Source organism: Sphingosinicella sp. BN140058 (assembly GCF_004135585.1).
In the GTDB taxonomy this organism is placed as follows: domain Bacteria; phylum Pseudomonadota; class Alphaproteobacteria; order Sphingomonadales; family Sphingomonadaceae; genus Allosphingosinicella.
Genome location: NZ_CP035501.1, coordinates 5,171,970 through 5,188,774, shown reverse-complemented (window position 1 = coordinate 5,188,774; position 16,805 = coordinate 5,171,970). Strand labels below are relative to the sequence as shown.

The following is a 16,805-nucleotide window of genomic DNA, read 5'->3' as shown; positions in this document are numbered from 1 at the left end:
CGCGCTGGACCGGGCGCTGGATGCTTTTGCACCGGATCCTCGCGGTCAACATCTTCGCGCTGGCCATCCTTGCAGGGTCGCTTTTCTATCTGGACGGCTTTCGCAGCCGGCTGACGGCCAATGCGGTGCTCGACGCCGAAACCCAGGCGCGCACGATCGCCGATGCAATGAAAGTCGCCGAGCCCGCGGAGCAGCCTTGGCTGATCCGGCAGCTCGGCCAGGACACGCGCACCCGTCTGCGCCTCTATCGCCGCGACGGCACGAGGTGGATGGACAGCTGGGACGGCGCCCATCCAACCTACGAACTGCGTGACCCTGCCCGCGAGCCGCTGCGCAAGGACATTGCGCGGATGCTGGACAATGCCCTCGACGCCATCGTCGGCGCACCCGCCTCCCCGGATCTGGTGCTTCCCGCAGTCGATCGGCTGAACGCCTGGCCGGAGGCCGGCGCTGCCCTGAACGGTCAGCGCACCACCGCGATGCTGCGCCGGGCGCCCGAGGGCACGCCCTATATCTCGGCGGCGGCGCCGGTCGGCACCGATTCGGTGCTGCTGCTCACCCGCAACGCTCGGGACATCCGCGCCATCGTCCGGGACGAGCGCATGACCCTGGGCTTCGTCCTGCTCGCCGTCATCATCGTCTCCGTTTTGCTCTCCCTGTTCCTCGCGCGCACCATTGCGCTGCCGCTTCGCCGGCTGGCGCGCGCGGCGCATCGCGTCCGGCTCGGCCGCGCCCGCGAAGTCGCGGTGCCCCTGCTTCCGGAGCGGCGCGACGAGATCGGGCTGCTCGCCCGCGCCCTGCACGACATGACCCAGTCGCTGCGCCAGCGCATCGACGCCACCGAAGCCTTTGCCGCCGACGTCACCCACGAGCTGAAGAACCCGCTGGCGTCGCTCCGTTCCGCGGTGGAGACGCTCGGCAAGGTCAAGGATCCCGAGCTGCAGCGGCAGCTGCTCGAAGTGGTCCATCACGACGTCGCCCGCCTCGACCGGCTGATCGTCGAAATCGCCGAAGTTTCCAGGCTTGATGCCGAGCTGTCGCGGGCGCGGTTCGAACCGGTGGACCTAGGGGCGGTGATCGAGGCCATGCTGCCCCATTGGGAGCGGCGGGCCGCGGAACGGCAGGTGCGCATCGCCTTCGCCCGGCCCCGCTCCGGCAGCGCCGTCATTCCGGGGGACGAATCCCGCCTCGCCCGCACCATCGACAATCTCGTGGACAACGCGATTTCCTTTTCGCCCCAAGGGGGTTTGGTCGAGATCGGCGCGGCGGAAATCGATGATCAGGTCGTGGTGACCGTCGAGGACGAGGGCCCGGGAGTCCCGGCGGGCAAACGCGCCCAGATCTTCGACCGCTTCCATTCCGATCGTCCCGCCGAGGAGGAATTCGGCCGCCATTCCGGATTGGGCCTGGCCATCGCGCTGGCGACCGTGGAAGGCCATGGCGGCCGCATCCTGGTCGAAGACCGCCAGGGCAAGAGCGGTGCCCGGTTCGTGATCCGCTTCCCGCTGCCGGTGGCGGCGCCGTGACCGAAGCACTCGTCCATGCCTCGACCGTCGCGATCCGCGGCCGGGCCGTACTGATCGCCGGGCGCTCGGGCAGCGGGAAGTCCGATCTGGCGCTGCGCCTGATCGATCGCGGCGCGATCCTCGTCAGCGACGATTATACCCGATTGTGCGCATCCGGCAGCACGCTGCACGCATCGGCACCGGAGCAGATCGCCGGCAAGTTCGAGATCCGCGGCATTGGGATCGTCGAGCAGCCGACGATCGCGGACGCGCCGGTCGCCCTCGTCGTCGATCTCGATCGGGACCCTGAGCGGATGCCGGCCGCCGTGACCCGGTCCTTTTGCGGTATCGAAATTCCGCTGATCGGCCTCTCGGCGCTTGAGGCATCGGCGCCGATCAAGGTAGAGAGCGCCCTCCTCCGCTTCGGACTTTCCCATCCGTGACCGCTCCCGCCGCGAATGCCGTTGCCGATCCCCAACGGATCCTTCTCGTCTCCGGCCTGTCGGGGGCCGGCAAATCCACCGCGCTCAAGACTCTCGAGGATATCGGCTGGGAAGTCGTTGACAATTTTCCCCTGTCGCTGCTCGAGCACCTGCTCGATACGCCGCTCGGACAGGGCAGCTCCCGCCGGCGGCGGCCGCTCGCCATTGGCATCGACAGCCGCACCCGCGACTTCGACGCGCGCCGCATTGTTGAGCAGATCAAGGCGCTGGCGCAGGACCACGAATTTCCGGTCGAGACCCTGTTCTTCGATTGCTCGGGCGCCGAGTTGCTCCGTCGCTATTCGGAGACCCGCCGCCGCCATCCCCTGGCGCCCGATCGCCCCGCAACCGACGGGATCGCCGCTGAGCGCGAGCTGATGGCGCCGCTTCGTCGCTGGGCCGATCATGTCATCGACACCACCGAAACGCCGCCGAATGCGCTTCAGCAGCAGATTCGTCAGCGCTTCGGTGCCGGCGCGCTGGAGACGACGGTGACGATCATGTCGTTCGGCTTCTCGCGCGGCCTGCCCCGCAATGCCGACAGTGTGTTCGACATGCGCTTCCTGAAGAACCCCTATTGGCAGGACGATCTCCGGCCGCTGACCGGTCTCGACCACGCCGTCGGGCAGCACATCGCCGAGGATCCGTCCTACGAGCCGGTCGTCTCGCGGATCGAGGACTTGCTCCTCACCCTCCTCCCCCGCTACCGGGCCGAGGGACGGTCCTATGTCACCATCGCCTTCGGCTGTACCGGAGGAAGACACCGGTCCGTGCACGTCGCCGAACGGGTGGCCGGACTGTTGCGTGAGAATGGATTTTCGCCCACGGTCGACCATCGTGATCTCGCCTCGCTGCCACGCGACGGCGTGGAGGGCGGCCCCGCGGGGGCGGGCCGCAGGAATAGGATGGATTGATGATTGGTTTGGTTCTGGTGACCCACGGCCGACTCGCGGCCGAATTCGTCACTGCGATGGAACATGTGGTGGGGCCGCAGGAGCGGATCGAGGCAATCTGCATCGGTCCGGACGACGATATGGAGGGCCGCCGCAACGACATCGCCGCCGCCATTGGAAGAGCTGACGATGGCACCGGTGTCATCATCCTCACCGACCTGTTCGGGGGAACCCCGTCCAACCTCGCCATCTCGCTGATGAAGTCCGATCGCGTGGAAGTGATCGCGGGCGTCAACCTGCCGATGCTGATCCGCCTGGAAGGCGCGCGCAAGACCATGGACGTCAAGGGCGCGGTCGTCGCCGCCCGCGACGCCGGCCGCAAATACATTTCGGTTGCCTCTGAAATTCTTGGGGAGACGGTCTGATCGTGCCCAGCCGCACCGTCGAGCTGCGCAACAGGCGCGGCCTTCACGCCCGGGCGAGCGCCAAGTTCGTCACCATCGCCGCCGGCCTCACCGCACAGGTCGAGGTTGAGAAGGACGGCACCAAGGTGTGCGGCACCTCGATCATGGGCCTGATGATGCTCGGCGCAGCCATGGGCGATTCGATCACGATCAGCGCCGACGGCGACGACGCCGAGCGGGCGGTCGCGGCGCTGGCAGAACTCGTCGAGGAGCGCTTCGGCGAGGATTGATGCCGAGGCAGATTACCGCTTTCTCCAACCCGCTCGTCAAGCAGGTGCGCGGCCTGCGCGAGAAGAAGAACCGGCGCCGTGAAGGGCTGTTCATCGCCGAGGGCCTGCGCATCCTGACCGAAGCGCGCGACGCCGGCTTCGTACCGGAAATTCTGTTCTACTGGGAACACACCCAGCATCCCCTGCTCGACGCTTTGATCGCCGAAACGGAGGCGAAGGGCGGCGATGTCGTCGAAACCAGTTCCGACATTCTTCACAAGCTTTCCGGCAAGGACAATCCGCAGACCGTGCTCGGCGTCTACCGTGCGCTCGATCTCGGGCTGGAACGGATCGACCGCACCGCCGCACCCTTGTGGATCGTTGCCCAGTCACTGCGCGATCCCGGCAATCTCGGCACCATCCTGCGCACCGGCGACGCGGTCGGCGCGGGCGGACTCATCCTCGTCGACGACTGCGTCGATCCGTTCTCGGTCGAAGCGGTGCGGGCGACGATGGGCGCCTTGTTCACCCAAAGGATCGCCGCCGCGTCCTGGGTTGATTTCGTCGGCTGGCTCCGCCGCGGCGAAGGGCAGTTGATTGGCACCAGCCTCAAGGCCACCCACGATTATCAGCAGCCCGCTTACGCAAAGCCAGCCTTCATCCTGGTCGGCAACGAGGCGCAGGGCTTGCCGGAAGACTATGAAGCGGAATGCGATCTGCTGGTGAAGATGCCAATGCTCGGCAAGGCCGACAGCCTCAACGCCGCAGTCGCGACCGCCGTCATGGCCTATGAAGTGATCAATCAGTGGCGGCGCCAGCGCTGAACCTGGCCTGCGACGGCGTTCGACGCGCGGGGCCCTCATCCCGGCAGGTTTCAAGCCGCGACCGACTGGAACATCGATTCCGGCCATGCTTTTTGGCCGGATGAGTAATCGCGTATCCATGCCGCGCTGGCCCGCCTGGGCGATGCTGGCGATCTGCGGCGCCTTCGCCTACCCTGCGATGACTGCGCCCGTCCCCGACGATCCCGGCCTCGAACATTATGAGGCGCGCGGCAACGAGCCCGGCTGGAACCTCGTCATCGATCACCGCTCGATCGCCTATTTCGGACCCGGCGGGGCGAGCAAGATCGCGGTCGAACGCCCCGATCCACGGCCGAGCCCCTATGGGCGGCGCTACGCCACGAACCGGCTGACCATCGACCTCGTCTACCGAAGCTGCAACGACGACCTGACCGGGCACGGCTACGAACACCAGGTCCTCGTCACCGCCGACGGCAAGACCAGCCGCGGCTGCGGCGGCGCGCGGCGGCAGGACTGGGACGTCTGATTTCCGTCCACTTGGGTTCGGCGCAGTCGCGGAGTTTCACAGACTGCAGGCGCGGTCCGCTAGGGAGCGGTGCCGCGTCTCACCTTCGCGTTTTTCGGGAAGGAAATGGAACATAGGTGCCCGCCGAGCTCCTTCGCCCGCTTGGCAAGGCAGTCCCATGTCGCGCCGATTGTGTCCGGCCGAAGCACGAGATTTGCGGCGGCATCCACCGTCCAGCCCCTCAGCTCTTCGCGGCTCGGCGCCTCCTCCTCGCAAATTCCGACTTCCTCGAGCAATTCTTCCCATTGTGCATCGCTGAGGAGCGATCCCCTTCGCACAAGTGCGGTGAGACTCTGCGCTTCGCAATCGGTTGCAAAAACGCGCGCCGAAACCTCGTCAGGGAAGCCGATTGCGCCCAGCTCCAGGCCATGCGGCTGTTCCAGATCGATCCCGTCCCGCCCGATGGACTCGATCAAGTTCGCGATGAATTCAACGTCGGTCATGTGTCACCCTCCTACTTATGGGCGACAGGAAGCAGCTCGGGTCCGCTACTCGGCAGCCTCGGGCAAGTCTCCGGCATCGAGCTTGGTGAGGGCGCGCGGCGTCGCGTCGATCACCGGCAGCGCTTCGATCTCCTTGGCGCCGCTCGACACTTCCAGCGCTTCGAAGCGCTTGGCCTGGGTCATCACCTGGCTTTCGAGGCTGCCGACGAAGGCATTGTAAGCGCCGGTGGCGAGATCCAGATTGCGGCCGAGGCGGGCGACATGGGCGCCCATCGTGGCGAGCCGGGCATGGAGTTCCTTGCCGAGCTTGGCAATCTCGGCGGCTTCCTCGGCAAGGCGCTCCTGCCGCCAGACGCTGGCCACGGTCCGTGCCAAGGCGACGAGGTTCGTCGGGGTCGCCAGCAGCACCCGCCGTTCGAACGCCCAGTCCCACAAGCCGCCATCCTGCTCGAGCGCCGCGGTGAGGAAATGCTCGCCCGGAATGTACATGACGACATAATCGGCGGATTCGCCGAACTGATCCCAGTAATTCTTGCCGCCGAGCTGCTGGGCATGGTTGCGGATCGACTGGGCGTGCGCTTTGAGGTGGGCGGACCGGATCACCTCGTCGACCGCCTCGCTGGCGTCCAGAAATGCGTTGAGCGAGCATTTGGCGTCGATGATCAGCTTGCGCCCGCCCGGTAGACGCACGATCACGTCGGGCCTCAGCCGACCTTCGTCGGTGTCCACTGAGACTTCGGTGCGGAAATCGGCGAACGCCGAGAGCCCGGCCTGCTCGAGCACGTTCTTGAGGCTCTGCTCGCCCCAGCGCCCGCGCGCCTTCGGGCTCGATCGAAGCGCGTTGACGAGCCGGGCGGTTTCCTCGCGCACCTGGGTCTGGCCGGAGCGGACCAGCTCAACGGCCTCGCGCAGCTCGCGATAGGAGCCGACCCGTTCCTTCTCGACGTTGGAGAGCCCTTCCTCGTAGCGCTTGAGGGTCGCCTCGACCGGCTGGAGAAGCGCCTTCAATTTCTCCTCATTCTGCTTGCCGGCATGGCCGAAACGCTCCTCAGCCCGCTTCAGGAAAAGATCGTGCGCGCCTTCGAGCGCCCGCCCCGCAACCTCACCGAAGCTCTTCTGCAGCTTGGCTTCGATCTCCTTCAGATTGGCGAGCTGCTCCTCGTAGCTGCGCCGGCGCTCCTCCTCACCGCGTTCGAAGGCCGCCTTGGCTTCGGCGAGCTGCTGGCGCTCGGCACGAAGGGTGCGAAGCTCCTCCTCCATCGGGGCGATGCGGGCGGCGGCGGGGCGAAGCGTCGCCGCCTCCTGGGCGGCTGCGTCGCGCTCGGCGGCCAATGTCCTGACCTGATCCTGCAGCGGCTCGACACGCGCCGCGACGGGGCGCAGCGCCGCGGCATCCTGAGCTGCCGAATCCCGCTCCGCGGCCAGCATGCGCACCTGTTCCTGGAGCGGCTCGATGCGTGCCGCCACCGGCCGCAGCGCCGCGACGTCCTGCGCCAGGGTGTCACGCTCGGCGGTAATCGCGCGCAGATGGTCCTGCAACGCCGCTGCCTGCCGTGCGCGCTCCTCCGCCACCGCGAGATCGGCAGCGGCGCGGCGGAAGCCCTCCTGCTGCTCGTCGCGTTCCTTCCGCAAAGCCGCCGCCGAACGGCCGCCCAGCACGAAACCGAACGCAACTCCGGCAATGGCGGCCATGGCGATGACGATGAGTATGAGGCTGTCCATGCCCTGATCCCTGGTGGAACGAAGGGCGAACTTACGCGAGCCGTGTCCCAGGCTCAAGCGGCTGGCGGCGAAGTCCCTGATTTAGCTGTGGAGAAAAGCGGAGGAGCGCCCTGCCCCCCGCGGCGGGCCAAGTCGTCACGAAGTTTCTCGTCATCCCAGCGCACGCTGGGATCTCAGAGACGAGAGGCGCGGTGCTCGCCACAGGCGCTAAGCTCAACTGCGATGAGATCCCAGCTTAGGCTGGGATGACGAGTGTAGTGCAACGATCCAGGTGGTTTACGCAGCCAGCTTGGCGCGCTCCTTGCGGTACTTGGACAGCTTCTTGAGGATCATCTCGCGCTTCAGCCGGGAGAGATGGTCGATGAAGAGGATGCCCTCGAGATGGTCCATCTCGTGCTGCAGGCAAACGGCGATCAGCCCGGTCAGCTCTTCCTCGTGGGCGACGCCGTCGCGGTCGAGCCAGCGCGCACGGACCCGGTCAGGGCGATCGACCTCGGCATACATTTCCGGGATCGAGAGGCAGCCCTCATTATAGGGGACGAACTGATCGGATTCTTCGAGGATCTCGGGATTGATGAAGACCAGCGGCTTGCGGATCGGCTTGCCGTCCTCATCCTCTTCTTCCTGAAGATCGATCACCAGCAAGCGCTTGGGAACGCCGACCTGGATGGCGGCGAGGCCGATGCCGGGCGCGGCATACATCGTCTCGAACATGTCGTCGATCAGCTGACGGATCTCGTCCGTAACCTGTTCGACGGGCGTGGATTTCTGCCGGAGAATGGGGTCCGGTGTCTCAATGATCGGGAGGATGGCCATAGCCGAAAAATAGGTGGGCGGAGGCCGAAAATCAAGCTTATACGGGGCGTTATGAGACCGGACGCCGGGCTCGGAGCGCCTGGGCGAGCGTACCCTCGTCGAGATAGTCGAGCTCGCCGCCGACCGGCAGGCCATGGGCAAGCTGGGTGATCCGCACGGGATAGGTCTCCAGCCGCTCGGCGAGGTAGTGGGCGGTGGTCTGTCCTTCGAGCGTGGCGTTCATCGCCAATACGACCTCGTCGATGCCGCCGGCGGCAATCCGGGCGACCAGTCGGTCGATGCCGAGATCTTCGGGGCGGATCCCCTCCAGCGCCGACAATCGCCCGCCGAGCACGTGAAAGCGTCCCGGAAACAGCCTCGACCGGTCGAGCGCCCAGAGATCCGACACCTCTTCGACCACGCACAGCAGGCGATCGTCGCGCCGCGTGTCGGAGCAGACCGAACAGGGATCCACCGTGTCGACGTTGCCGCAATTGGAACAGACCGAAAGCCGCTCGTTGACCTGCTCGAGCGCGCGCAGCAGCGGCGCCAGCGCCACCTCTCGTTTCTTGAGGAGGTGCAGGACGGCGCGACGCGCCGAGCGCGGCCCGAGCCCGGGGAGGCGCGAAAGCGCCTGGGTCAGCGCATCGATTTCGGGAGAGGCCATGGCGACTAGGTAGCGGCGGCAGCGCACGGTTTCAAATCGCCGTGAAGGATGACGAGCGGCCCATCCCCGGTTAGAGCGCCGCCATGCGCATCGCCTTCATGGGAACTCCCGATTTCGCCGTGCCGACCCTCGCCGCCTTGCTCGGTGCCGGGCACGACGTCGTCGCCGTCTATTCGCAGCCGCCCCGCCCCGCCGGACGCGGCAAGGCGCTGCGCCCCTCGCCGGTGCAGCAGAGCGCCGAAGCGACCGGGATACCGGTGCGGACCCCGCTCACCCTGCGAGACGCCGAGGCGCAAGACGCCTTTCGTGCGCTCGACCTCGATGTCGCGGTCGTCGCCGCCTACGGGCTGATCCTGCCGCTGCCGATCCTCGAAGCGCCGCGGCATGGCTGCCTCAACGTTCACGGCTCGCTGCTGCCGCGCTGGCGGGGCGCTGCGCCGGTTCAGCGCGCCATCCTGGCAGGTGATGCCCATACCGGGATCACGATCATGCAGATGGAGCGCGGGCTCGACACCGGCCCGATGCTCGCGGTCCGCGACACGCCGATCGAGCGCAAGAGCGCCGGCGATCTCACCGACGAGCTCGCGCGGATCGGCGCCGAGCTGATGGTCGACGTCCTCGCCAAACTCGATGCAATCACCCCGATCGTGCAGCCGGACGACGGCGTCACTTATGCGTCGAAGATCGAGAAAGCGGAGGCCAAGCTCGATTTCACTCGCTCAGCGGTCGAGGTCGAGCGGCAAGTGCGTGCCTTCATCCCGGTGCCGGGTGCGTTCTTCGAATATGGCGGCGAGCGGATCAAGGTGCATGCCGCAGAGATCGGAAGCCTGAGCGGCGCGCCTGGAACGGTGCTCGATCACGGTCTCGCAATCGCCTGCGCGGAAGGCTCGATCGTTCCGTCGATCGTCCAGCGCGCCGGGCGCGGCCCCATGACGGCCTCCGAACTCCTTCGCGGCTTCGTCATTCCCGCCGGCGCACAGCTCGGATGACTCGCTTCCGGCTGATCGTCGAGTTCGATGGTGGTCCGTTCATGGGCTGGCAGCGGCAGAACCACGGCCCCTCGGTCCAGCAGGCGATCGAGGAGGCGGTGGAAGCGATCACCGGCGAAGCGGCGATCCTGCATGCGGCGGGCCGCACCGATGCCGGCGTCCATGCCCTCGCGATGTCCGCCCATGTCGAGATCGGAAAGGAGATTGCCCCGTTCCGGCTCTGCGAAGGTCTCAACGCCAAGCTCCGCCCGCTCCCGATCGCGATCCTCTCGGCGGAGATCGTGCCCGACGACTGGCATGCCCGGTTCAGCTGTATCGGGCGTCGCTACGTCTACCGGATCGTCAATCGGCGCGCGCCGCTGACGCTGGACGCCAGCCGCGCCTGGCAGGTGGCGGTTCCGCTCGATGCCGATGCGATGGACGAAGCCGCTCAGCGTCTCGTCGGCCTGCACGATTTCACCACTTTCCGCTCGGTCCAATGCCAGGCCGAAAGTCCGGTCAAGACCTTGGACCGGCTCGATGTCGTCCGCCGCGGCGACATGCTGGAGGTGCACGCCGCCGCCCGCTCCTTCCTGCACCACCAGGTGCGGTCGATGGTCGGCTGCCTGCAGCTGGTCGGTCGCGGAAAGTGGACTGCGGACGATCTGGAGGATGCGCTGGAAGCGCGAAACCGTTCTGCCCTCGGCTACAACGCGCCACCCGACGGGCTCTACTTCGTCGAGGCCCTATATTGAGGCTGATCCTGGCCGAGCCCGAAGATCCGGCCGAGCGACTTGTCGAGCATCAGCAGCTGCCACAGCAACCGGCCATGATCGGCACGCGCAGCCCGGTGATCGGCCGCGGCCTTGGCGATCGCCGCCTCGTCGAACCAGCCGAGCTCGGCCAGGGCCGGGCTGCGCGCGATCGCTTCCGCCGCCCCGGCCAGCGGTCCTCGGAACCAGGCGCTGATCGGCGTCACGAAGCCCATCTTCTTGCGATGGAGGATCTCGTCCGGAAGGTAGCGGCCGAGGGCGCGCTTCATCAGATATTTGCCGGTCCCGCCGCGCAGCTTCATCCGCGTCGGCAGGCGCGCGGCGAATTCGACCAGGCGGTGATCGAGCAAGGGCTCACGTGCTTCCAGGCTCACTGCCATCGAGGTCCGGTCGACCTTGGTGAGGATGTCTCCCGGCAGCCAGATCTTGAGGTCCGCATATTGGGCCCGGCCGAGCGCATCGCGCGCAGGTGCCGCCCGCATCGCCTCGACATAGCGCTGCTCGCCACGATGGCCTTGCAGAGAGCGTCTGAGATCTGACGTGTAAAGCCTTGATCTTGCAAGTGGCGGCGTAACCCCGACCGCAAAGGCATAGGCCTCCTCGCTCGATTGGCCGAGCGCCTGCAACGTCGTCTTGGCGCGAAACATCTGCGGCGCCCAGTCGAGCTTTGGATAGGCATCGCCAAGTCTCCCGACGAGCGCGCGCGCGCCCTGGGGCAGCAAGCCGCGCACCCGCTCCTCGGCCGAGAAGAATTTGTAGCGCCGATAGCCGGCGAAGGCCTCATCGGCGCCGTCCCCGGAGAGCGCGACCTTGACGCGCTCGCGGGCGAGCTCCGAGACGCGGTAGGTGGCAAGGGCCGAGGCGTCCGCGAACGGCTCGTCGAAGGCGTCGGCAAGCGTGTCGATCAGCGCGAAGTCGTCCGCGGCTACCCGGCGCGTGCGGTGACTGGTGGCGAAGCGATCCGCGACGATCTTGGCGAAGGCGGTCTCGTCATGATCGGCCTCGGTGAAGCCGATCGAGCAGGTCTCGACCGCGGCCCGGCTCGCCTCCGCCATCAGCGCGACCACCGCCGAACTGTCGACGCCACCCGAGAGGAAGGCGCCGAGCGGGACGTCGGCGACCATGCGCGAGCGGACGGCTTCCCGCAGACGCTCGACCATCTCCTCCTCGAGTGAGGCCACCGACGCGCGTACCGTGCTGGAGAAATCGACGTCCCACCAGCGCGACGGCTCGGGCACGCGGCGGCCGCGCCGGACAAGCAAAGCATGGCCGGCGGGAAGCTTGCGCACGCCCTCGACAAGGCAGGCGTCGTCGGGGACGTAGCCGAGCGTGAGATAGTCCTCGACGGCGTGCGGGGAGACTTCCCGCCGCAGGAGAGGATGGGCGAGCAGGCCCTTCAGTTCGGATGCGAAGATCAGGCCGCCATCCGCAAGTGTCGCATAGAATAGAGGTTTGACGCCGAGGCGGTCTCGCGCGAGGAAAAGGCTGTCTCGGCTCGAATCGTAGAGCGCGAAAGCAAACATGCCGTTGAACCGCGACAGGCATTCCTCGCCCCATTGCCGCCAGGCGGCGAGGATCACCTCGGTGTCGCTGTCGGTGCGGAAGAAATGCCCTTTCGCTTCCAGCTCCGCGCGAACCTCGCGGAAATTGTAGATCTCGCCATTGTAGGTCAGAGCGAGCTTGCCGTCGGCCGAGAGCATCGGCTGGACGCCGCCTTCCAGATCGATGATCGAAAGCCGCCGGTGGCCGAGGCCGACACCCGGCGCGGTCCAGACGCCGCTGCCGTCGGGGCCACGATGGGCGAGCGTGTCCACCATCGCCCGGATCCGCGCAGGATCGACGGGCTTGGGAACCAGAGGGTGAAAGAGACCGGCTATGCCACACATCAGCGTGGCTGTGGCGCAGTGGAGGCGCCGTCCGCAAGCGTTGCGACTGGCCCAAGCGACGAAAGGAAACCGTCCAACGCCGGGCGGGGGCTGACGCCCTTGGCCGGTTCGGGCGCGGAGACGAGAACCGCCACCGCGCGCTGCGGTCCGCCGAGCAGTCGCACGCGCATCGTCTCGAGCTTCACCGCCGCCGCATTGCCGGTGACGATGCCGCCGACCCGATAGAAAGTCAGGACCTCACGGATCTCGCCGTGCGATGCGATCCGCTCCGCCTTGCCACCGTCAGGCGGCAGCGCGTCGGCTGTCCACGCCCAGACATCCTCCGGACCGACGGCACCCTGGCCGTAGCCGACCAGTTCGCGCCCCTCCGTCTGCCGGGCGAAGACGGCGATGGCGAGGTCGACCTCTTGCCCGGCGGCATTCCGATAACGCTGCAGCCGCAGTGCATCGGCGCCGGCGAAATGGGGCCGCCACGGTCGACCTCGATCCGCCGGCACCTGGGTCCAGCCGCGAACCTGCGGCATCGCGATCTCGTGCGGTGTGGCGCTGCTGCCTGTCGCCGCGATCAGCGCCGACCAGAGCGGCGGTGCGGCGGCAAGCACGACCACGGCGGCCGCAACCTCGATCAGCCTGCGCCTGGTGACCGGCACGGCCGGCAGTGTCGACGGGTCAAACCACGCGTCGCCAACCTTGCGGTCGAAGAACCGCCAGCCCGCAGCCATGATCAGCACCATGACGACCGCGAAGAAGATCCAGCCGTAGAGGATGTGATCGAAGCCGACCGCATATTGGAGGCTGCCGGTGCGCTCGGCGGCGTAGATCGTCCCCCACGCCCGGACGCCGTTGGCGAAGATCGGGATCGCCGTCGCGGCGGCCAGGAAGGCGAGCCGGCGCGCCCAGCTGCGGAAGCAGAGATTGGCGACCAGCGCCCCGTAGGCGATCATGGCGATAAGGAAGCGGACGCCCGAACAGGCTTCGGCGACTTCGAACAGGCCGATCGGCGTGGTGATGAAGATGCCCTCGATGTGGGCGGGCACCTGGCTGAGCTGCAGCAGCAACATGGTGATTTCCGCCGTGACCGTCTGCATCGGCGGCACCGCTTCCTCACCGGCCGGAATGGCGAACAGCAGATAGAAGAGTGGGAAAGCGATGCCCCGCGCAACCGACTTGCCGAGCAGCGCGATCACCGCCCCTTGGAAGATCAGCACGAGCGCGAGGTGCCGGGCGAGCGCCACCCCGCCCGCATCGCCCAGCAGCCACAACAGCGCACCGCCGCCGCCAAGCAGAAGGCCGGGGAGCCATGCGGACGGCGTCAGCTGACGCAGCTCCGGCAGGCGCAGCGACACCAGCCATAAGGCGATCGGCGGCACCAGGAAGCAATGGTTGAACGTCGGGCTGCGCCACCAGATGTGAATCATGTCGATGAGATCATGGTGGAAGAGCAGCAGGAAGGCGCCACAGACGGCGGCGAGCGCAAGCAGGTGCGGGCGCCAGATCCGGCCCGCTGGAGAGTCGGCCGGCCGAGCCGACGCCGCGATCGGCAGCGCGGAATTCATGCCGCTTGTACTCGCCGTGGTATGCCGACGATGTTGGCAAGCGGCGCCAGGCGCACCTCCCAACGATAGGCTTCCTCCATCCGGCGCCGTGCCGCCGCCCCGATCGTTGCTGCGCGGACGGGGTCGCACAGGAGATGGCGGATCGTCTTGGCCTGCGCGTCGGCGGTGTCGGCGACCAGCAGGTCGCGGCCCGGCGTCGCTTCGATGCCCTCGAACGCCGCGGGCGAAGCAACGACCGGGCGCGCCATTGCCATCGCCTCCAGCACCTTGTTCTGAATGCCGCGCGCGATCCGAAGCGGCGCGACAACGACATCGGCGGCGGCGAGCCAGGTGCGCACGTCCGGCACGGCGCCGGTGACGAGGATTCGCGGGTGCGAGGCGAGCCTTCGCACCGCGTCCGACGGGTTGCGCCCGACGATCGCGAACCGTGCCGTCGGCACCGCAGGCAGAACGGCTTGGGCGAACCAGCGCACGGCGTCGACGTTGGGCGCATAGTCCATCTGTCCCGTGAAGACGAGCAATGGTGCTTCCGAACGGGAGCCGCGCTCGAAGCGGGCGTGAGGATCGTAGAAATCGAGGTCGACGCCATTGTGAAGCGCGCGGATGTCGGCATCGGCGAGCGCAGCACGCGCCTTGAACAACGCCGCTTCGGCGTCGCTCACGAACAGGCTCACCGCCGCTCGCGCCGCGGTGGCGCGCTCGAAGGCGAAGAGTTTCTCGGCCTCGCGCTGGTGGATCGGCGCCAGCAGCCCCCCCGCCCCTGCATAAGCCTGAAACTTGGCCGAATCCATGTCGACGAAGTCCATTACCAGCCGTGCCCCCTTGGGTACGAACTGCGCCATTTGCCCCGAGAAGGCGAAGCAGGTGGAGATCGGCCGCTCGCGGCTGATCCGATCGACGAAGCTGCGCAGCTCCCGGCTGTCGAACAGGGTCAGCGACACCGGTTTGCCCGAGGCCAGCGCGCGCAGCGCCGCCGCCGCTCTGCCGGTGCGGCGGATCTCGACGTGCGCCTCGCCCAGGCGACCGCCCAAAGCCGCACCAAGCGCCGGCAGATGCGCCGCGTCCGCCTCGTCATCGGCAAAGGCCGCGAGATGGACGGTGCCCAACCCCGCCAGCGCCTTCAGGATGTTCCACGATCGGATCTTGTCGCCGCGATCCGGCGGGTACGGGATGCGGTGGGCGAGGAACAGGATCTCGCTCATCCGAGCCCCCGGGCGATCGGCGGCCCGATCCGATTGGCGAGCCAGAGCGGCATCTTCTTCCAGGCTGCCACCTGGAGCCGGTATTTCGGACTCAGTGGATTGGTTTGCCGCGCCTCACCCTTCGTCGCGTAAACAAGCGGTTGCGGCGCAAATCCCCAGTTTTTCTTGAAGGCGTAGGCGCCGGTGCCGAGCTTGGAGCGGCCGAAATCGAACCGGTTGCAGCCGCGCGCGGCCGCATGCCGCATCAGGGCGAAATACATGCACTCGTTGGCCCGGAGCGCGCGCGCCGCGGCGGTGCCGCCCCCCCAATAGGGAAAGACCGTGCCGCGGAAATAGAGGCTGAGGACGGCCGCGACCGGCACGCCATCCTTGCGCACGACGAGGATGTCGGCATCGTCGCCGAAGGCCTCCAGCATCGCCGCGAACAGGCTGCACGGGAAGACCGGCGTGCCGAGATTGCGCACGCTCTCGCTGTAGACGCGGTAATGCGCATCCTGGTCGCGACCGACCGAAACCTCCAGCCCCAGGGTCAGCGAACGACGGACCTCCGCGCGCTGCTTGCGCGGAATCGCCTGCAGGATCGCGTCTTCGGCCGACGGCAGATCCCGTACGAAGCCGGCATAGGTATTCCCGCAGCGCGCCCAGTCCGTCGGCAGCACGCCGCCGCGAAGCTCGACGCTGGCGCAGCCGCGCGCCTGTGCCAGCGACCAGGCAGCATCGGCAAGCGCGTCGCCACCGTCGCCGAGAATGCCACCGCCGACGCCGAAGCCGGTCGAGACCAGGGCCGACCCGAACAAAGGCGAGCGCATTTCACTGAGCGGCAGCACGCCCCTGATCTTGCCCACGACATCTTCGGCGACGAGAATGTGCGCGGCCTGGCCGCAGCCGCGCTCGACCGCGCTCGACCAGGCGGGAAGATGGAACGGCTCGGCATCCGGATGGCCGCGCACGAACGCTGCCACCGCTGCGTAATCGGCGGGCGTTGCGGCGCGCACAGTGCGGATCGGCGTCAGCGCGTTCATGCCAGCCGTGCCCGCTCTTCAGAGACGACCTGATCGGTACGACCCCATCGATGAGACTTGAACAATCTCATCAGCTTGGGGCGCATCCTTTCCAGATTGGTGTAATGGCGGATCCGTGATTTGAGTGGCGCGTGCGCGATCCTTGGCTGACCCGGATCGATCTCCCAGGGGTGGAAATAGAAGATTGCGGGCCGTTGCTCGATGCGGTTGACGCGGCCGACGGCCCAGTTGGAGAAGGCATAAGGAAGCAGGCGAAAGAAGCCGCCGCCGCCGGCTGCCATCCTGCGGCCGGCAAACTCGACAGTGGTCACCGGCAATTCGATGAGTTCCGACCCGGGAAGCGGGCGGTGGGCGAAGCGCGGTGCTTCGCGCCAGCCATAATGATCGTGCGCGATCGGCGCGACGCTGGACGAATAAGCATAACCCTCTTCCGCCAGCACCGCGTGGGCCCATGGCGTACGGGCGTCAATCGAGAAGCTCGGCGCCCGATAGCCGGTCGGCGCCACCCCGGCAGCGTCCGCGATCGCCGCATGCGCCCGCTTCAGATCGGCCCGGAACAGAGCAGGAGTCATGGTGAAGACCCGGTCGTGATCCCAGCCATGGCTGGCGATCTCATGCCCCGCCTCGACGATCCGGCGGATCAGCCGCGGGTGGCGCTCGGCGACCCACCCCAGGGTGAAGAAGGTCGCCTGGACATCGGCTTCCGCGAACAAGGCGAGCACGGCGTCCGTGTTGCACTCGACTCGGCGTTCGAGACCGTCCCAATCGGTCTTGTCGATCACGGTCTCGAAGGCGCCGACCTGGAACCAATCCTCGACGTCGACCGAAAGGGCGTTCAGCATGTCGGCTC

General features: G+C 67.3%; 18 protein-coding genes. 9 read left to right on the top strand and 9 right to left on the bottom strand.

What is annotated here, in order from left to right:
- Window positions 1–20: 20 nt before the first annotated feature.
- The 7 genes from ETR14_RS23545 (at window position 21) to ETR14_RS23515 (ending at window position 4,882) form a co-directional block, all read left to right on the top strand.
- Entirely contained in the window at window positions 21–1,526 is a 1,506-nt protein-coding gene (locus ETR14_RS23545; RefSeq protein ID WP_129389769.1) for an ATP-binding protein, read from the top strand.
- Window positions 1,523–1,948, top strand: a complete 426-nt coding sequence (locus ETR14_RS23540) for an HPr kinase/phosphorylase (RefSeq protein ID WP_129389766.1) — start codon at window positions 1,523–1,525, stop codon at window positions 1,946–1,948. The genes ETR14_RS23545 and ETR14_RS23540 overlap by 4 nt, the downstream gene beginning before the upstream one ends.
- A complete protein-coding gene (gene rapZ, locus ETR14_RS23535) occupies window positions 1,945–2,901 on the top strand; it encodes an RNase adapter RapZ (RefSeq protein ID WP_129389763.1) in 957 nt (318 codons plus the stop codon). The genes ETR14_RS23540 and rapZ overlap by 4 nt, the downstream gene beginning before the upstream one ends.
- Window positions 2,901–3,305, top strand: coding sequence for a PTS sugar transporter subunit IIA (locus ETR14_RS23530; protein ID WP_129389760.1), 405 nt, complete (start codon window positions 2,901–2,903; stop codon window positions 3,303–3,305). Before rapZ ends, ETR14_RS23530 begins: the two co-directional genes overlap by 1 nt.
- The gene (locus tag ETR14_RS23525) at window positions 3,305–3,574 is read left to right on the top strand and encodes an HPr family phosphocarrier protein (protein ID WP_371416833.1); all 270 of its coding nucleotides are present in this window, start codon (window positions 3,305–3,307) and stop codon (window positions 3,572–3,574) included. Before ETR14_RS23530 ends, ETR14_RS23525 begins: the two co-directional genes overlap by 1 nt.
- Window positions 3,574–4,377: an RNA methyltransferase gene (locus tag ETR14_RS23520; protein WP_129389754.1), complete on the top strand. Its 804-nt coding sequence runs from the start codon at window positions 3,574–3,576 to the stop codon at window positions 4,375–4,377. The genes ETR14_RS23525 and ETR14_RS23520 overlap by 1 nt, the downstream gene beginning before the upstream one ends.
- A 100-nt stretch (window positions 4,378–4,477) precedes the next feature.
- On the top strand, window positions 4,478–4,882 hold the full coding sequence (locus tag ETR14_RS23515) for a hypothetical protein (protein WP_129389751.1): 405 nt from the start codon (window positions 4,478–4,480) through the stop codon (window positions 4,880–4,882).
- Window positions 4,883–4,941: 59 nt separating this feature from the next.
- Here the strand turns inward: ETR14_RS23515 and ETR14_RS23510 are convergent, their stop codons facing one another.
- The 4 genes from ETR14_RS23510 to recR all read right to left on the bottom strand — a co-directional run bounded on the left by ETR14_RS23510 (window position 4,942) and on the right by recR (window position 8,548).
- Window positions 4,942–5,364: a hypothetical protein gene (locus ETR14_RS23510; protein WP_129389748.1), complete on the bottom strand. Its 423-nt coding sequence runs from the start codon at window positions 5,362–5,364 to the stop codon at window positions 4,942–4,944.
- A gap of 45 nt (window positions 5,365–5,409) precedes the next feature.
- Window positions 5,410–7,086, bottom strand: coding sequence for a DNA recombination protein RmuC (rmuC, locus tag ETR14_RS23505; RefSeq protein WP_243455658.1), 1,677 nt, complete (start codon window positions 7,084–7,086; stop codon window positions 5,410–5,412).
- A gap of 276 nt (window positions 7,087–7,362) precedes the next feature.
- Complete coding sequence (gene def / locus ETR14_RS23500) at window positions 7,363–7,902, bottom strand: peptide deformylase (RefSeq protein WP_129389745.1); 540 nt, start codon at window positions 7,900–7,902, stop codon at window positions 7,363–7,365.
- 49 nt (window positions 7,903–7,951) lie between these two features.
- Complete coding sequence (gene recR, locus ETR14_RS23495; RefSeq protein WP_129389742.1) at window positions 7,952–8,548, bottom strand: recombination mediator RecR; 597 nt, start codon at window positions 8,546–8,548, stop codon at window positions 7,952–7,954.
- A gap of 83 nt (window positions 8,549–8,631) precedes the next feature.
- Between recR and fmt the strand changes: the two genes are divergently transcribed.
- On the top strand, window positions 8,632–9,537 hold the full coding sequence (fmt, locus tag ETR14_RS23490) for a methionyl-tRNA formyltransferase (RefSeq protein WP_129389739.1): 906 nt from the start codon (window positions 8,632–8,634) through the stop codon (window positions 9,535–9,537).
- Window positions 9,534–10,271, top strand: a complete 738-nt coding sequence (gene truA, locus ETR14_RS23485) for a tRNA pseudouridine(38-40) synthase TruA (RefSeq protein ID WP_129389736.1) — start codon at window positions 9,534–9,536, stop codon at window positions 10,269–10,271. The genes fmt and truA overlap by 4 nt, the downstream gene beginning before the upstream one ends.
- Here truA and ETR14_RS23480 read toward each other — a convergent pair.
- The 5 genes from ETR14_RS23480 to ETR14_RS23460 are packed head-to-tail and all read right to left on the bottom strand — an operon-like array spanning window position 10,247 to window position 16,797.
- The gene (locus ETR14_RS23480) at window positions 10,247–12,175 is read right to left on the bottom strand and encodes an XrtA/PEP-CTERM system amidotransferase (RefSeq protein WP_129389733.1); all 1,929 of its coding nucleotides are present in this window, start codon (window positions 12,173–12,175) and stop codon (window positions 10,247–10,249) included. The two genes, truA and ETR14_RS23480, sit on opposite strands and share 25 nt — an antisense overlap.
- Window positions 12,175–13,731: an exosortase A gene (xrtA, locus tag ETR14_RS23475; protein ID WP_129389731.1), complete on the bottom strand. Its 1,557-nt coding sequence runs from the start codon at window positions 13,729–13,731 to the stop codon at window positions 12,175–12,177. The genes ETR14_RS23480 and xrtA overlap by 1 nt, the downstream gene beginning before the upstream one ends.
- Window positions 13,728–14,933 (bottom strand): TIGR03087 family PEP-CTERM/XrtA system glycosyltransferase, encoded by a 1,206-nt coding sequence (locus tag ETR14_RS23470; RefSeq protein ID WP_129389728.1) that lies wholly within the window; start codon window positions 14,931–14,933, stop codon window positions 13,728–13,730. The genes xrtA and ETR14_RS23470 overlap by 4 nt, the downstream gene beginning before the upstream one ends.
- The gene (locus ETR14_RS23465; RefSeq protein WP_129389725.1) at window positions 14,930–15,955 is read right to left on the bottom strand and encodes a FemAB family XrtA/PEP-CTERM system-associated protein; all 1,026 of its coding nucleotides are present in this window, start codon (window positions 15,953–15,955) and stop codon (window positions 14,930–14,932) included. Before ETR14_RS23465 ends, ETR14_RS23470 begins: the two co-directional genes overlap by 4 nt.
- On the bottom strand, window positions 15,952–16,797 hold the full coding sequence (locus ETR14_RS23460) for an XrtA system polysaccharide deacetylase (RefSeq protein WP_129389722.1): 846 nt from the start codon (window positions 16,795–16,797) through the stop codon (window positions 15,952–15,954). Before ETR14_RS23460 ends, ETR14_RS23465 begins: the two co-directional genes overlap by 4 nt.
- Window positions 16,798–16,805: the final 8 nt, after the last annotated feature.

Coding starts and splice junctions, on each gene's coding strand:
- recR (WP_129389742.1), bottom strand. CDS start 8,548: ATGGCCTCTCCCGAAATCGATGCGCTGACCCAGGCGCTTTCGCGCCTC.
- ETR14_RS23465 (WP_129389725.1), bottom strand. CDS start 15,955: ATGAACGCGCTGACGCCGATCCGCACTGTGCGCGCCGCAACGCCCGCC.
- ETR14_RS23480 (WP_129389733.1), bottom strand. CDS start 12,175: ATGTGTGGCATAGCCGGTCTCTTTCACCCTCTGGTTCCCAAGCCCGTC.
- def (WP_129389745.1), bottom strand. CDS start 7,902: ATGGCCATCCTCCCGATCATTGAGACACCGGACCCCATTCTCCGGCAG.
- ETR14_RS23530 (WP_129389760.1), top strand. CDS start 2,901: ATGATTGGTTTGGTTCTGGTGACCCACGGCCGACTCGCGGCCGAATTC.
- ETR14_RS23460 (WP_129389722.1), bottom strand. CDS start 16,797: ATGCTGAACGCCCTTTCGGTCGACGTCGAGGATTGGTTCCAGGTCGGC.
- ETR14_RS23515 (WP_129389751.1), top strand. CDS start 4,478: ATGAGTAATCGCGTATCCATGCCGCGCTGGCCCGCCTGGGCGATGCTG.
- ETR14_RS23510 (WP_129389748.1), bottom strand. CDS start 5,364: ATGACCGACGTTGAATTCATCGCGAACTTGATCGAGTCCATCGGGCGG.
- ETR14_RS23545 (WP_129389769.1), top strand. CDS start 21: ATGCTTTTGCACCGGATCCTCGCGGTCAACATCTTCGCGCTGGCCATC.
- truA (WP_129389736.1), top strand. CDS start 9,534: ATGACTCGCTTCCGGCTGATCGTCGAGTTCGATGGTGGTCCGTTCATG.
- ETR14_RS23470 (WP_129389728.1), bottom strand. CDS start 14,933: ATGAGCGAGATCCTGTTCCTCGCCCACCGCATCCCGTACCCGCCGGAT.
- rmuC (WP_243455658.1), bottom strand. CDS start 7,086: ATGGACAGCCTCATACTCATCGTCATCGCCATGGCCGCCATTGCCGGA.
- fmt (WP_129389739.1), top strand. CDS start 8,632: ATGCGCATCGCCTTCATGGGAACTCCCGATTTCGCCGTGCCGACCCTC.
- xrtA (WP_129389731.1), bottom strand. CDS start 13,731: ATGAATTCCGCGCTGCCGATCGCGGCGTCGGCTCGGCCGGCCGACTCT.
- ETR14_RS23520 (WP_129389754.1), top strand. CDS start 3,574: ATGCCGAGGCAGATTACCGCTTTCTCCAACCCGCTCGTCAAGCAGGTG.